Here is a 14898-nt window from a genome sequence, read left to right on the forward strand (position 1 = left end):
GTGAGCGGCTACCAGACGACCGGCAGCGAGTGCAGACCGAACACGGTGCCGTCGTACTTGAACGGCAGGTCCTCGGTCGCATCGGTGATACGCAGGGTGGGTATCCGGTCGAACAGGGTGCGGTGCACGCAGGCCATCTCCGCGCGCACCAGGTTCTGGCCGAGGCACTGGTGCACCCCGTAGCCGAATCCCACGTGGTTGCGGCCGTTGCCGGCGGGGTCGAAGCGGTGCGGGCACCCGAACGCGGCCTCGTCGTGGTTGGCCGAGGCCAGCAGCGGGATGACGCCCTCGCCCGCCCGGATGAGACGGCCGCCGATCGTCACGTCGGCGACGGCCGTGCGCATCGCCAGCATGTCTCCCACCGAGTGGTACCGGACCAGCTCGTCCACGGCCTGCTCGTCGCCAATCCACTCCGGGTTGGCCAGCAGCGTGATCACCCCGAGCGCGATGTTGTTCGCGGTGGTCTCGTGCCCGGCCATGAGCAGCAGCATCACCGCCCCGGACAGCTCGTCGGCGCTGAGCACCTCCGTCCGCAGGATGCGGCTGATCAGGTCCGCGCCCGGCCATTTCGACTTGATCCCCACCAACCGCCGGATGTAGCGCAGCAGCTGGCGGGCGGCGTCGGCGCGCTGGCCCTCGGTGGTGGTCGCGACGCTGACCAGGACCTGCGTCCTGCTCTCGAAGAAGTCGCGGTCGGCCTCGGGTACCCCGAGGATCGCGGAGATGATCCGCGACGGCACGGCCAGTGCGAGGTCGGCCACCAGGTCCGCGGTGCCGTCCTTGGCGAGCAACGCGTCGATGCACTCGTCGACGACCCGCTGGATGGTCGGCTGCCAGGTGCGGACCCGGCGGACCGTGAACTCGGGGATGAGGACCTTGCGGAACCGGTCGTGGTCGGGTGGGTCGAGGCCGACGAACCAGCCGGGGATCTCGTCCTGGGTCGGCACGCCGCCGGTCACCGCCACCTTCGGGAAACCCTCGTTGGCCGGGTTGGCGCTGATCCGCGGGTCGGTGAGCACCGCGCGCACATCCGCGTGCCGGGGCACCAGCCACACCGGGTGACCGCTGGGCAGGTGCGAGCGGACGGGAGCGCCGTCGGCCCGGAAGCCGGCGTACTCGGGCGGCGGCAGCATCCCGCCGGGCCGGCGATACGGGAACGGGACGGCTTCCTGGTCGGTACTGGTCATGCTGAGCTCCCGTAGAATTCCCGGACCTTCCCGATCACGTAGTCCTGATCGCTCGCGGTCAGTCCGATGTAGACCGGAAGGTACAGGCCCTGATCGCTGAGCCGGGTGGCGTTGAGGGTGGGCCAGCTCGGGTCGAGGTAGCCGGGCTGCTGGCTCATCGGCCGGAAGAACCGGCGGGTCTCCACGCCGGCCCGCGCCAGGTGGTCGTGCAGCTCGTCGCGGCGCTCGGCGAGCAGGTCGTAGACCCACAGCACGTCGCGTGGCGGCAGCACGGTGATCCCGTCGACGTCGGCGAGACCTTCGTTGTAGCGCCGCTCGATTTCCCGGCGTTCGGCGAGGAAGTCGTCGAGTTGTTCGACCTGCGCCTGCGCCACGGCGGCCTGCATGTCGGTCATCCGGCAGCTGTAGGCGAGCTTGCGGTGGATGAAGTCGTGGCTGTGCGAGAAACCCATCGAGCGCAGGTGTTCGAGCTGGTCGGCGAGACGCTGGTCGTTGGTGAGGCAGATACCGCCCTCACCGGAGGTGATGATCTTGTTGCCGTACAGCGAGAAGCAGGCGATGTCACCGACCGGGCGGACGCCGTGCGCCTCCGCCGAGTCCTCGACCACCCGCAGGTTGTACTCGTAGGCCAGCCGCATCACATCGTCCATGTCGCAGCGACGGCCGTAGATGTGCACCGGCATGATCACCTTGGTGCGCGGGGTGATCTGCGCCTCGATGGCGCCGGTGTCGATGTTGAGGTCGTCCCGGCAGTCGACGAACACCGGCGTCGCGCCGACGTAGGTGACCGCCCAGGCGGTGGCGACCATGGTGAACTCCGGGACGATGACCTCGTCGCCGGGACCGACCCCCAGCGCCCGCAGCGCCAGCATCAGCGCGGTGGTGCCCGACGAGCAGGACACGCCGTGCGCCACGCCGTTGTAGTCCGCGAACGCCCGCTCGAACCCGGTGACGTGCGGGCCCTTGGACGATATCCAGCCGTCCTTGATCCCGTCGGTGACGTACTCGAGTTCCCGGCCGGTGAGGCTGGGTTTGGCGACCATGTACTTGTAAGTCATGGCATCCTCGTTCCTTGTCCGGAGCCGTCCAGCACCGGCAGCTCCAGCAGAAGGTCGGCGGCGGCGTGGCGACCGCCGGCCGTGGACATGAGTGCCGCCATACGCTCGGCACGTTCCTGATAGGACGGATCGGCCAGCACCCGGGTCAACTTGTCGGTCGCGTCGTCCGGCTCGACGGTGTCGGTGCGGTCCAGCCGCAGGCCGATCCCGTGGTCCTCGCCACGCACCGCGACGTCGTAGCAGTCGACGAACAGCGGCCACATCACCTGTGGCTTGCCGAAGTAGAGGCCCTCGTGGAAGGAGTTGCTGCCGGTGTGGTTGAAGAACAGCCGGACGTTCGGGTGGGCCAGCACGTCGAGCTGGGAGGGCAGCCAGCTCTCCACGCGCAGGTTGGGTGGCAGTTCGTCCCGCGGTGGTAATAGGTGTTGCTGGCTCGCGGGTAGCTTCCACAGGACGTGGTGGTGGCCATCGAGGCGACGGGCGACCTCGACCAGCGCCTCGACCTCATCCCGGCTGAACCGGATGAGCGTGCCGAACGCCTGGTAGACGATCGACTCGTGCGCGTCCAGCCAGGCGGTGAGCTCGGGGTCCGGCGGGGCCTGGGGCAGCGGCGGGATCATCGGCCCGGTGAGCCGCAGCCAGTCCGGGACGGCGAACGGGTAGTCCAGCTCGGCGATCGAGTAGCACAACGCCAGTTCGGCCCGTTCCAGCTTGTCCATCGGGTTGCGGAGCGAGCGCGTGACATCGATTTCCGCCCAGACGGCGTCCTCGTACCGCATCCGACGCAGCATGGCAGGACTGGCGAACGTGGCCATGGTGCGCAGCCGGAACAACCGGTTGGTGATGCGCTGGCGCAGGTTCATCCGCAGCGGTAGGCCGGATCGCGGTGTCGGGAACCCGCGTGGGGTGAAGGACCGGCCCCCCGGCCCCGCGGCGGAGACCATGTTGCTCGCCAGGAACGGGATGCCGAGCACGAACGGGATGCGCTTGGTGAGGGCGAGGTCGACGGCGTAGCCGCAGAACGCGTCGAGGACCATCAGTGCCGGCCGCGTTCGCTCGACGGCCTGCTCCAGCAGCTGGTACTTGGCGACCATCGCGTGCGGGTCCTGGGACTGGCGCAGGAACGCCTGGAAGGACCGGATTCGGGAGTTCTCGTTCATCACCGCGCGGTAGGTCTCGTCGTCCCAGCCGGTGGGGGACAGGCCGGCCACCTCCTCGCCCAGCGAGAGGAACTCCACCTCGCTCGTCGCCGAGAGGTTCTCGATGTCCGCCCGGCGGTGCTCGTCAGTGGCGAACACCAGGCCGGGCACGCCACGCCGCGCGAGTTCGCCCGCCAGCACCAGCAACGGGTTGAGCAGACCACTGTCCGGATAGGAAGCGAACAGGATGGGCCGCGCCGGCTCCGTAGGTTCCGCCATGGCTCTTAGCGTCCACCGCTGAGGTCCGAGAAATCCCTAGTGTCCTGAGCAGTTCGCCGACCGGATTTCGAGGCACGTGAACCTGCCAGAACCCTTGCCCCGTCGTGCGTTTCCGCCCGTCGGCGGGATTTCTAGGGAAATGTCCAGTCCACCGTTCGTACGGTCCAGATTCGGACGCCCGAAGGAACGAGGTGGTGCGCGTGCCTGGAGAACCTGGTGAGTACCTCGACCGGATACGCGGCGTGGTGGCGCAGGTGCTCGGCATCGGAACTGACGCCGTACCGACCGGCGTGCCGCTGCGTGAACTGGGCGTCGACTCCGCCGGGCTGACCCGGCTGGCGGCGGACCTGTCGGCCGAGCTGGGCCGAGACGTGCCCGCATGGGCGGTGTGGCGCCACCCGACGGCGTCCGCGCTAGCCGGGTTCCTCGCCGGGGTCGGCGAGGCCGCCGCACCGGAGCCGCGGAAGCGGATCACCGCGGAGCCGATCGCGATCGTCGGGCTCGGTTGCCGATTGCCCGGCGGCATCGGCTCGCCGGACGAGCTGTGGGACGCGTTGCTGGCGGAGTTCGACGCCACAGGGGAGGTACCGGCAGGCCGCTGGGACGCGGAGCGCTGGTACGACGACGACATCGCCACACCGGGCCGGACCACCACCCGCCGGGGCGCCTTCCTCGACGACGTGGCCGGCTTCGATGCCGCCTTCTTCCGGTTCTCGCCCGCCGAGGCCGAGCGGACCGACCCGCAGCAGCGGATCGCGCTGGAGATCGCGTGGTCGGCGCTGGAGGACGCGAGGATCGTGCCGGACGCGCTGGCGGGCAGCCGTACTGGCGTGTTCTTCGGCACGATGTGGCAGGAGTACCACCTGGCCACCGGCGCTGACCCGGCGAGCATCGGTCCGCAGTCGGCCGTCGGCTGGGACACCTCGATCGTGCCCGCCCGGATTGCCTACGCCCTAGGCCTGCGCGGGCCCGCGATGTCGGTCGGCACCGCATGCAGTTCCTCGCTCGCCGCTGTGCACCTGGCCGCGGCGAGCCTGCGGCGCGGCGAGTCCGACCTCGCGCTGGCCGGCGGGGTCAGCCTGATGCTGCAACCGCACACCACGGTCGCGATGACGAAGTTCGGTGGTCTGAACCCGGCCGGGCAGTGCCGGGCGTTCGACGCCGGCGCCGCGGGCTACGTGCGCGGTGAGGGCTGCGGAGTGGTCGTGCTGCGCAGGTTGTCCGACGCGCTGCGCGACGGCGACCGGATCTATGCCGTGGTGCGGGGCAGCGCGGTGAACAACGATGGCGCGTCCAACGGCCTGACCGCCCCCAACCCGCGTGCGCAGGTCGACGTGCTGCGCGACGCGTGGCGGGATGCGGGCGTACCGGCCGAGCAGGTCTCCTACGTGGAGGCGCACGGCACCGGGACGCCGCTCGGCGACGTGGTCGAGGCCGCCGCGCTGGGCGAGGTGTTCGCCCCCGGCCGCACCGGGTCGCTGCTGGTCGGGTCGGCCAAGACCAACTTCGGCCACCTGGAACCGGCGGCGGGCGTGCTCGGCGTGCTCAAGACCGCGCTCGCGTTGCACCACGGGATTCTGCCCGCGAGCCTGCACTTCGACGAGCCGAACCCCGGCATCGACTTCGCCGGCCAGCGGATCGAGGTGGTGACCGCGCGGCGGGCCTTGCCGCCCGGTCACCGCTACGCCGGAGTGAGCGGCTTCGGTTTCGGCGGCACCAACGTCCACATCGCTCTCGAACAGGCACCCGCGGGCCCGCGCAGGCTGCTCGCGCTGTCCGGCGACAGCGAATCCGCGCTGCGGGCCCGGGTCGACGACGTGCTGCGGGATCCGGCGGGGGAGTCCCTGGTCGCGGCCGAAGGCGGACCGCACCGGGCGTTCGCGGCGGCGGACCGGTCCGGGGACCTCACCGTGCGCACCGGGCGGCCCGGCGGGCGGCCCGGGGTCGCGTTCTGCTTCTCCGGACATGGCAGCCAGTGGATCGGCATGGGCCGGGATCTGCTGGCCGAACCGGTGTTCCGCGCGGCGATGACCGAGGTCGACCGCGCGCTGGCCGACGTGGTCGGGTGGTCGGTGATCGACGAGCTGGTCGCCGCCGACAGCGGGCTGAACCGCACCGGCGTGATCCAGCCGGCGCTGTTCGCCGTGCAGGTGGCACTGGCCCGGACGCTGTCGGCGTGGGGACTGGTGCCGGACGCCGTGTTCGGGCAGAGCATCGGCGAGGTCGCCGCCGCGGTCACCGCCGGCGCGCTCACCCTCGACCAGGGTGCCCGCCTCATCGGCGTGTGGTCCCGGCTGATCGACGAGCGGGCCGCCGGTACCGGCACGGTGCTCGTCTGTGCGCTGTCCGGGGACGACGCCGCACGGCGGGCCGACGGCAGGCTCACCGTGGCGGGGTGGCTGTCCGGCGGCTGGACCTGCCTGTCCGGCCGGCACACCGCGATCGACGAGATCGAGCGGGAACTGGCCGAGGACGGGGTGCGCACCCACCGGGTCGCCATCGACTACCCGTCGCACAGCGCGGACCTGTCCGAGCTGGGCCCCGAACTGGTGCACCGCCTCGGTGAGCTGGACCCGGCCGGCTCCGCCGTCCCGTTCCTGTCCACGGTCACCGGCGGCCCGCTGCCCGGCGGCGAACTGGACGCCGGGTACTGGGCGCGCAACATGTGCCTGCCGATGCGCCTCGCCGAGGTGGTGGGAACGCTGCCCGCCGGTACCCGGGTGGTCGAGATCGGGCCGCACCCGGTCCTGCGGGAGCAGCTGGGTCCCGCGGCGCTGGCCACCTGCCGCCGCGACGCTCCCGGCAGGCACACCCTGGAGGACCTGCTCGGGGCGCTGTGGGTCGACGGCGTCGACGTGGACTGGGCCGCGGTCACCGGCACCGGTCCGCTGCGACGACCGGTGCCGCTCCTGCTCTCCGCGCGCGGCGACGCCGCGCTGCGGGCGCAGGCCGGGGCCCTGCACGCGCACGTGACGGCCCGCTCGACGGCGCCAGCCGATCTCGCCAGCTCACTGGCCACCACGCGGTCCGCCTTCGACCACCGGGCGGTGCTGCTCGTCCGCGACGGGCGCGACGTCCTGCCCGGCCTCGCCGCGATCGCCGCGGGGAACCCCGCACCGGGACTGGTCACCGGCGCCCGCGCGGCCGAGGTCACCGGGCCGGTGCTGGTGTTCCCCGGCCAGGGTTCCCAGTGGGCCGGCATGGCGTGCGAGCTGATCGGCTCCTCCCCGGTGTTCGCCGCGCGACTCGGCGAGTGTGCGCGCGCGCTGGCCGAGTTCGTCGATTGGTCGCTGACCGACGTGCTCGCCGACGAGGCTGCCCTCGCCCGCGCCGACGTGGTGCAGCCTGCGCTGTGGGCGGTGATGGTCTCCCTGGCGCAGCTGTGGCAGGCACACGGCGTCCGGCCCGCCGCGGTGGTCGGGCACTCGCAGGGCGAGATCGCCGCCGCGTGCGTCGCGGGTGGTCTGTCGCTGCGGGACGCCGCGATGGTGGTCACCCTGCGCGGCAAGGTGATCGCGCGAGAGCTGTCCGGGATCGGCGGCATGGTCTCGGTCGGGCTGTCCCGTGCGGAGGCCGAACAGCGCATCCCCGGCTGGGACCCCCGGCTCTCGGTGGCCGCGGAGCTCGGACCGTCGTCGACCGTGCTGGCCGGCGGCACCGAGGAGCTGGAGGTCCTGCTCGCGCGCTGCCGCGCGGAGGGCGTGCGCGCCGGGCGGGTCGCCATCGACTATCCCTCGCACTCGCCGATGGTCGACCCGGTCCGCGACGAGGTGCTCGACGTCCTCGCGCCGGTCCGGCCGCGGTCGTCCGGCACGACGTTCGTGTCCACGGTGACCGGGGAACCGGTGGACACGGCGACCCTGGACGCCGACTACTGGTTCCGCAACCTCCGCGCGCCAGTGGAACTGCGGGCCGCCGTGACGCGACTGATCGAGGCAGGTCATCGGGTGTTCGTGGAGGTGAGCCCGCATCCGGTGCTCACCCCGGGAATTCAGGAGACCGTGGGCGGGCACGACGTGGTGGTGGCCGGCACCCTGCGCCGGGGCGAGGGCGGGCTGGATCGCTTCCTCACCTCGGTCGCCGAGGCGCACGTGCGGGGCGTGGCGGTGAGTTGGGCCCCCGCGCTGCCCACTGCTCGCGTGGTCGATCTGCCCACCTACCCCTTCCAGCGCCGGCGCTACTGGCTGGAGACCGGGCAGGCACTGCCCGACGGCAGCACCAGTCCACCCGAGGCCGAGTTCTGGGCCGCCGTGGAACGCGGTGACCTGACCACCGTCAGGTCCACATTGGACATAGCGGAGGACGTGACGCTCGCCGATCTGCTGCCGGCGCTCGCCCGCTGGCGGCACAAGCTCACCGGAGGTCCGGCCGAGCCCGTCGAAGCCGCGGAACCCGCGGTGTCCCCGGACCTGGCCGCCACGCTGGCCGCCGAGTCGCCGGAGCGGCGGATGGAGCTGGTGCTGGACATCGTGCTGCGGCACACCGCGGCCATCCTCGGCTACGGCCCCGACGACTGGCCGACGCCGGACCGGGCGTTCCGCGATCTCGGTTTCGAGTCGGTGACCGGCGTGGAACTGCGCAACCGGCTGTCCGCCGAGATCGGCCGCCCACTCGCGGTGACGCTGGTCTACGACGAGCCCACCCCGGCCGCGATGGCCGCGTACCTGCTGGCCCAGCTCGGCCTCGCTCCCGGCGAGCCCGAGGCTCCCCGGTCCATCGACGGCGTCTCTGACGACGAGCTGTTCCAGTTCATCGACAGCATCACCAGCAGGAGGGCCAGTTGACCAGCACCGAGCAGAAGCTGCGGGATTACCTGCGCCGGGTGACCGCGGAGCTGAGCGACGCGCGTGAGGAACTGCGGCGCGGCCCGGCGGCGTCGCGCGAACCGATCGCGGTGGTGTCGATGAGCTGCCGGCTGCCCGGCGGGGTCACTTCCCCGGAGGAGTTCTGGGCGTTGCTGACAGGTGGCTCGGACGCGATCGGGCCGCTGCCCACCGACCGCGGCTGGGATCTCGACGCCCTCTACGATCCGGACCCCGAGCAGGCAGGCACCGCCTACGTCAAGGAAGGCGGGTTCCTCAGCGGTATCGCCGACTTCGACGCGGAGTTCTTCGGCATCTCGCCGCGCGAGGCGCTGGCCATGGATCCGCAGCAGCGGCTGGTGCTGGAGGGTGCCTGGGAGGTGTTCGAGCGGGCGCGGATCGACCCGGCCGTGCTGCGCGGCAGCGACACCGGCGTCTACCTCGGTACCAACGGCCTGGACTACAACGAGCTCGCCACCGCGAGCCCCGGTCTGGAGGGGCACACCCTGACCGGTGGCGCGGCGAGCGTCCTGGCCGGCCGGGTGTCCTACATCTTCGGACTGGAGGGGCCCGCGGTCACGGTGGACACCGCGTGCTCGTCGTCGCTGGTGGCGCTGCACGACGCGGTGCGGGCGCTGCGTGGTGACGAGTGCTCGCTGGCGATCGCGGGCGGCGCCAACGTGATGACCAGCCCGCAGCTGCTGTTGGAGTTCAGCAGGCAGCGCGGCCTGTCCCCGGAGGCCCGCTGCCGCGCGTTCGGCGACGGCGCGGACGGCCTCGCCATCGCCGAGGGCGTCGGGATGGTGTTGCTGGAGCGGCTTTCCGACGCCCGGGCCAACGGCCACCCGGTGCTGGCCGTCGTGCAGGGCAGTGCCATCAACTCCGACGGCGCGAGCAACGGGCTCACCGCGCCCAGCGGCAAGGCCCAGCAGCGGGTGATCCGCGCCGCGCTGGCCGACGCCGCTCTTCAGGCGTCCGATGTGGACGCCGTGGAGGCACACGGCACCGGAACCCCGCTGGGCGATCCGATCGAGGCGCACGCGCTGCTGGCCACCTACGGCCAGGGCCGGGAGGAGCCGCTGCTGCTGGGTTCGGGCAAGTCCAACATCGGCCACACCCAGGCCGCCGCCGGCATCACCGGCGTGATCAAGGTCGTGCAGGCGCTGCGCCACGGCGAGCTGCCCCGCACACTGCACGCGGACCCGCCGAGCCGGCACGTGGACTGGTCCGCCGGCCAGGTGCGGCTGCTGACCGAGCCGGTGCGCCTGCCGGAGTCGGACCGGCCGCGCCGCGTCGGCGTCTCGGCGTTCGGCATGAGCGGGACGAACGCGCACGTGATCCTGGAGCAGGCCCCGGCCGGGCCGGACCGTGCCCGGGAGAAGCAAGCGCAGACGACGCCGTGGGTCCTGTCCGCACGATCGGACGTCGCACTGCGCGCACTGGCGGGCAGGCTGCGGTCCACTGTGGACGGTGCCGATCCGGTGGATGTCGGACTGTCGCTGGCCACCACGCGATCGGTGTTCGACCACCGGGCGGTGGTCGTCGGCGAGAACGGCGCGGAGCTGACCGCCAGGCTCGGTGCGCTCGCCGACGGTGAGCCGGTTCCCGGCCTGGTCACCGGAACGTCAGGTCGGTTGGGCGGGGTGGTGTTTGTTTTTCCTGGGCAGGGGGCTCAGTGGGTGGGGATGGGGCGGGAGTTGCTGGTGGAGTCGCCGGTGTTCGCGGCGTCGATGGGTGAGTGTGCTCGTGCGTTGGCTCCGCATGTGGGTTGGTCGTTGTTGGATGTGCTTGATGATGATGTGGCGTTGGCGAGGGTGGATGTGGTGCAGCCGGCGTTGTGGGCGGTGATGGTGTCGCTGGCTGCGGTGTGGCGTTCTTGTGGTGTGCATCCGGATGTCGTGATCGGGCATTCGCAGGGGGAGGTCGCTGCTGCGGTTGTCGCGGGTGGTTTGTCTCTTGAAGATGGTGCGTTGGTGGTGGCGAGGCGGAGTTCGGTGATTGCTGAGACGTTGTCCGGTTCTGGGGCGATGGCGTCGTTGGCGTTGCCGGTTGGTGAGGTGGATCGTCGGCTTGGGCCGTTCGAGGGGCGGGTGTCGGTGGCTGCTGTTAATGGGCCGTCGGCGGTGGTTGTTTCTGGTGAGGTTGCTGGGGTGGAGGAGTTGGTCGCTTCGTGTGTGGCTGATGGGTATCGGGCGAGGGTGCTGCCGGTTGATTATGCGTCGCATTCGCCTCAGGTGGAGTTGTTGGCGGGGCGTTTGCGGGAGGTGTTGGCGCCGATCGTTCCGCGGTCTGGGGAGGTGTTGTTCTATTCGACTGTGACTGGTGGGCAGTTGGATACCGCGGTTTTGGATGCTGAGTATTGGTATCGCAATTTGCGGGAGCAGGTTCGGTTCGCGCCGGGTGTTGCTGGGCTTGTTGACGCTGGGAATGGCTGTTTCGTCGAGTTGGGTCCGCATCCTGTGTTGGCGGCTGAGGTTGATCAGGTGTTGGCTGGTGGGGGCGTGGCGACGGGCAGCATTCGGCGTGATGATGGTGGTTTGCGGCGGTTGCTGACTTCTGTCGGGCAGTTGTGGGCACGCGGCGGTGACGTCGACTGGACGGCGGCACTGGCCGGAGGTGCACCGGTGGATCTGCCGACCTATCCGTTCCAGCGGCAGCGTTACTGGCCCGCGCCGCACACGCGGGCGGGGGACGCGGCCGGACTGGGACTCGCCGCGGCGAACCACCCGCTGCTCGCCGGCACGGTGGAGCTGGCGGGGGAGGCCGGTGTCGTGCTCACCGGGCGGCTCTCGCTGGAGACGCACCCGTGGATCGGCGACCACCGCCTGCGCGACCGGGCGCTGCTGCCCGCCACCGGCTTCGTCGAACTGCTGGTGCGCGCTGGGGACGAGGTCGGCTGCGGTCGCGTCGCGGACTTGACCCTGACGGCACCGCTGCCGCTACCCGAGCGCGGCGGGGTCCGGATTCAGGTCCGGGTGGACGCCGCGGACGAGGACGGCACCCGCGCGGTCACCGTCCACTCCCGGCCGGACGGCGAGGATGGCGAGCCGTGGACCGAGCACGCCACCGGCGTACTCGCCCGCGGCCCGTCCGGTGTGGACCCCGGGTTCGCCGGAGAGTGGCCCCCGCCCGGCGCCACCGAGATCGACCTGTCCGATTTTTACGAGACCGTCGCCGAATCCGGCTACGGGTACGGCCCGGTGTTCCGCGGGCTGCGCCGGGCCTGGTCACGCGACGGCGAGGTTTTCGCCGAGGTCGGCCTGCCCGAGGACGCCGACTCCGACGGGTTCGGCCTGCACCCGGCCCTGCTCGACGCGGCCACGCACGCGATCCTGATCGCCGGGTTCGACGTCCCGGCCGGCGCACTGCCGTTCTCCTGGCAGGGCGTGTGCCTGCACGCGACCGAGGCGCGGGCGCTGCGGGTGCGGCTGACCGGCACCGGCGACTCGACGGTGTCGCTGCTGGCCGCCGACCCGGCGGGTGCCGCAGTGGTGTCGGCCGACGCGGTGGTGCTGCGGGCGGCCCCGGACGCGGCGCCGGCGGCCGAGCCCAGCTCGCTGTACACGGTGGACTGGGAGCCGGTCACGACCCCGGCGCCCGCGTCCAGCCGGACCTCCGTGGTGCTGGACGGAGACGCCGACGAGGCCGCGCTGGCCGCACTGGACCAGGCGCCGGACGTCGTACTGGCCCGCGTCTGCGGAAGCGGGGACGGCCCGGACCCGGTGCACGAGGTGTCGGCGCGGCTGCTGGCGCTGCTGCAACGGTGGCTGGGCGAGGAGCGGTTCGCCGGTTCCCGGCTGGTCGTGGTGCTCAGCGGCGGTACCGACGGCAGCGATCTCGCCGCCGCGGCGGCCTGGGGCATGCTCCGCAGCGCGATCTCGGAGAACCCTGGCTCGTTCGGGCTGCTGGAGGTGCCTGCGCGCGACGTCGACGCCGGTGTCGCGCTCGCCCTGCCGTACGTGTTGGCCGGCGACGAGCCACAGCTGCTGGTCCGGGACGGTCGGCTGTACGTCCCGCAGCTGGTTCCCGACCCGGCGACGCTGACCGTGCCGGTGGCAGGCCAGGACTGGCGGCTCGACGTGGTCACGCCCGGCACCGTGGACGGGCTGGGCATCGTGCCGGGAACGGACAGCGCCGAGCGACCGCTGACCGGCCGGCAGGTGCGGCTGGCGGTCTCCGCAGCCGGGGTGAACTTCCTGGACGTGCTGGCGACCCTGGGTTACGGCAAGGTGCGTGACGCCGCGGCCCGCTACCACGGCGAGCAGGGGACCCTGGGTGTCGAGGCCGCCGGTGTTGTGGTCGAGACCGGCCCCGAGGCGACCCGTGCCAGGGTCGGCGACCGGGTGCTGGGCCTGGTCACAGGCGGGTTTGGGCCGACGGCCGTGGTGGACGAGCGGTGCGTGGTGACCGTGCCCGCCGGCTGGACGGACGAGACCGCCGCTGGTGTCGCGGCACCGTTCCTGTCCGCCCTGTACGGGCTTGTCGACGTGGCAGGACTGGCCGAGGGCGAGCGCGTCCTGATCCACGCCGGAGCGGGCGGCGTGGGAATGGCCGCGATCCAGCTGGCGCGGCACCTCGGCGCGGAGGTGTTCGCGACGGCCGGCGAGTCCAAGTGGGACGTCCTGCGCGAGCTGGGAGTGGCCGACGATCACATCGCCTCTTCGCGCACCCTGGACTTCGCGGCAGAGTTCCCGCCGATGGACGTCGTGCTGAACTCGCTGACCGGCGAGTTCGTCGACGCCTCGCTGCGGCTGCTCGCCCCTGGCGGCCGGTTCACCGAGTTGGGCAAGAACGACGTCCGTTCCGCCGAGGAGCTGCCCGGCGTGACCTACCGGACGTTCGACCTGACCTTGGTCGACCCCGACCGGATCGCCGCGATGCTCACCGAGCTGAAGTCGTTGTTCGACGCGGGCACGCTGCGCCCGCTGCCGACCCGCACCTGGAACATCCGCCAGGCGGCGCCCGCGTTCCGTTTCATGAGCCAGGCAAAGCACACCGGCAAGATCGTGCTGACCGTCCCCCGCGGCTGGGACCGCGACCGGGCTGTGCTGGTCACCGGTGGAACCAGCGGGCTGGGCCGGGAACTGGCCCGGCACCTGGCCGGGCACGGGTTCCGGTGGCTGGTGCTGGCCAGCCGCCGTGGCCCGGCGGCGGACGGGGCGGCCGAGCTGGTCGAGGAACTCGCCGGTCACGGCTGCCGTGCCGAGGTCGTCGCCTGCGACGTCGCGGACAACGCCGACGTCGGGAGGCTGGTCCGCGACCTCGGCGCCCGGGGCGGACTCACCGCGGTCGTGCACGCCGCCGGCATCATGGAGGACGGCGTCGTGGACACGCTGACTCCCGACCAGCTGACCAGGGTGCTGCGCCCGAAGGTCGACGCCGCGTGGAACCTGCACGAGGCGACCAGGGAGCTCGACCTCGCCGGCTTCGTGGTCTACAGCTCGGTGGCCGGGGTGCTCGGCACCACCGCGCAGGCCAACTACGCCGCGGCGAACGCGTTCCTGGACGGCCTGTGCCATCGCCGCCGCGCCGAGGGGCTGCCCGGCGTGGCCCTGGCGTGGGGCCTGTGGGAACAGTCGACCGGCATGACCGGCGGAATGTCCGATGCGGACTATGCGCGGATCCGGCGGTCCGGTCAGCGACCGCTGGCGCTCGCGCACGGGCTGGCGATGTTCGACGCTGCGGTCACCTCCGACGCCGCGGTGACCGTGGTGCTGGACGTGGACCGCCCGGCACTGCGGGCCCGGGAGGACCTGCCGTCGATCCTGCGTGGAATCTGCCCCGCCGTGGGCAGGCGCACCGCGACCACGGACGCGGTCGTGCCGATGGCGTTGGGACAGCGGCTGCCTGCGCTGCCGCCCGCGGAACGCCAGGAGCTGCTGGTCGACGTGATCCGGCGTCAGGTCTGCGTGGTGCTGGGGTTCGCCGACACCGACGCGATCGAGGTCGACCGGCCGTTCAAGGAACTCGGGTTCGACTCGCTGACCGCGGTGGAACTGCGCAACAAGCTCGGCGCCGCACTCGGCCGCAAGCTGTCGCCGACGGTGGTGTTCGACTACCCGACCACGACGGCGCTGGCAGCCCACCTGCTCACGACGCTGGTGGGGGAGATGGACCCGGCGGGCGGTGGTTCGGTACCCGAGGCCATCGACCGGCTGGAGGCCGTGCTGTCGGCGCGGGTTCCGCGGGAGGAGCGGCAGGACGCGGCGCTGCGCCTGGAGAAGCTCGTCGCACTGCTGCGGCGCGACGGCGACGGCGACGACGGCACCGAGCGCGGGCAGGGCCCGTCCGACGACGACATCAACTCCGTGTCCGTCTCCGAACTGTTCCAGATGATCGACGAGAACTTCGCCGACCCGACCGACAGCAGGCCGACGTGAGAACGAAGTCGAGTTTCCCTTTCCGCGCAGGACTGAACGGGGTTGTGGCAGGC

The 14898-nt window shown here is 71.9% G+C and carries 4 protein-coding genes and 1 pseudogene; 2 read left to right on the top strand and 3 right to left on the bottom strand.

The window, feature by feature from the left end; translation table 11 throughout:
• Positions 1 to 8: 8 nt before the first annotated feature.
• The 3 genes from OOZ19_RS12450 to OOZ19_RS12460 are packed head-to-tail and all read right to left on the bottom strand — an operon-like array spanning position 9 to position 3663.
• Positions 9 to 1187: a cytochrome P450 gene (locus tag OOZ19_RS12450; protein ID WP_266090251.1), complete on the bottom strand. Its 1179-nt coding sequence runs from the start codon at positions 1185 to 1187 to the stop codon at positions 9 to 11.
• Entirely contained in the window at positions 1184 to 2245 is a 1062-nt protein-coding gene (locus OOZ19_RS12455; RefSeq protein WP_266090252.1) for a DegT/DnrJ/EryC1/StrS family aminotransferase, read from the bottom strand. The genes OOZ19_RS12450 and OOZ19_RS12455 overlap by 4 nt, the downstream gene beginning before the upstream one ends.
• Entirely contained in the window at positions 2242 to 3663 is a 1422-nt protein-coding gene (locus OOZ19_RS12460) for a glycosyltransferase (protein ID WP_266090253.1), read from the bottom strand. Before OOZ19_RS12460 ends, OOZ19_RS12455 begins: the two co-directional genes overlap by 4 nt.
• Before the next feature lie 200 nt (positions 3664 to 3863).
• Here OOZ19_RS12460 and OOZ19_RS12465 point away from each other — a divergent pair, with 200 nt between their 5' ends.
• Entirely contained in the window at positions 3864 to 8447 is a 4584-nt protein-coding gene (locus OOZ19_RS12465) for a type I polyketide synthase (RefSeq protein WP_266090254.1), read from the top strand.
• Positions 8448 to 8482: 35 nt separating this feature from the next.
• Positions 8483 to 14845 (top strand): annotated as a pseudogene (locus OOZ19_RS12470) (type I polyketide synthase); the annotation flags it as partial.
• Between the last annotated feature and the right edge of the window lie 53 nt (positions 14846 to 14898).

The sequence above is a fragment of the Saccharopolyspora sp. NFXS83 genome, from assembly GCF_026241095.1.
Taxonomy (GTDB): domain Bacteria; phylum Actinomycetota; class Actinomycetes; order Mycobacteriales; family Pseudonocardiaceae; genus Saccharopolyspora_C.

Coding starts and splice junctions, on each gene's coding strand:
- OOZ19_RS12450 (WP_266090251.1), bottom strand. CDS start 1,187: ATGACCAGTACCGACCAGGAAGCCGTCCCGTTCCCGTATCGCCGGCCC.
- OOZ19_RS12455 (WP_266090252.1), bottom strand. CDS start 2,245: ATGACTTACAAGTACATGGTCGCCAAACCCAGCCTCACCGGCCGGGAA.
- OOZ19_RS12460 (WP_266090253.1), bottom strand. CDS start 3,663: ATGGCGGAACCTACGGAGCCGGCGCGGCCCATCCTGTTCGCTTCCTAT.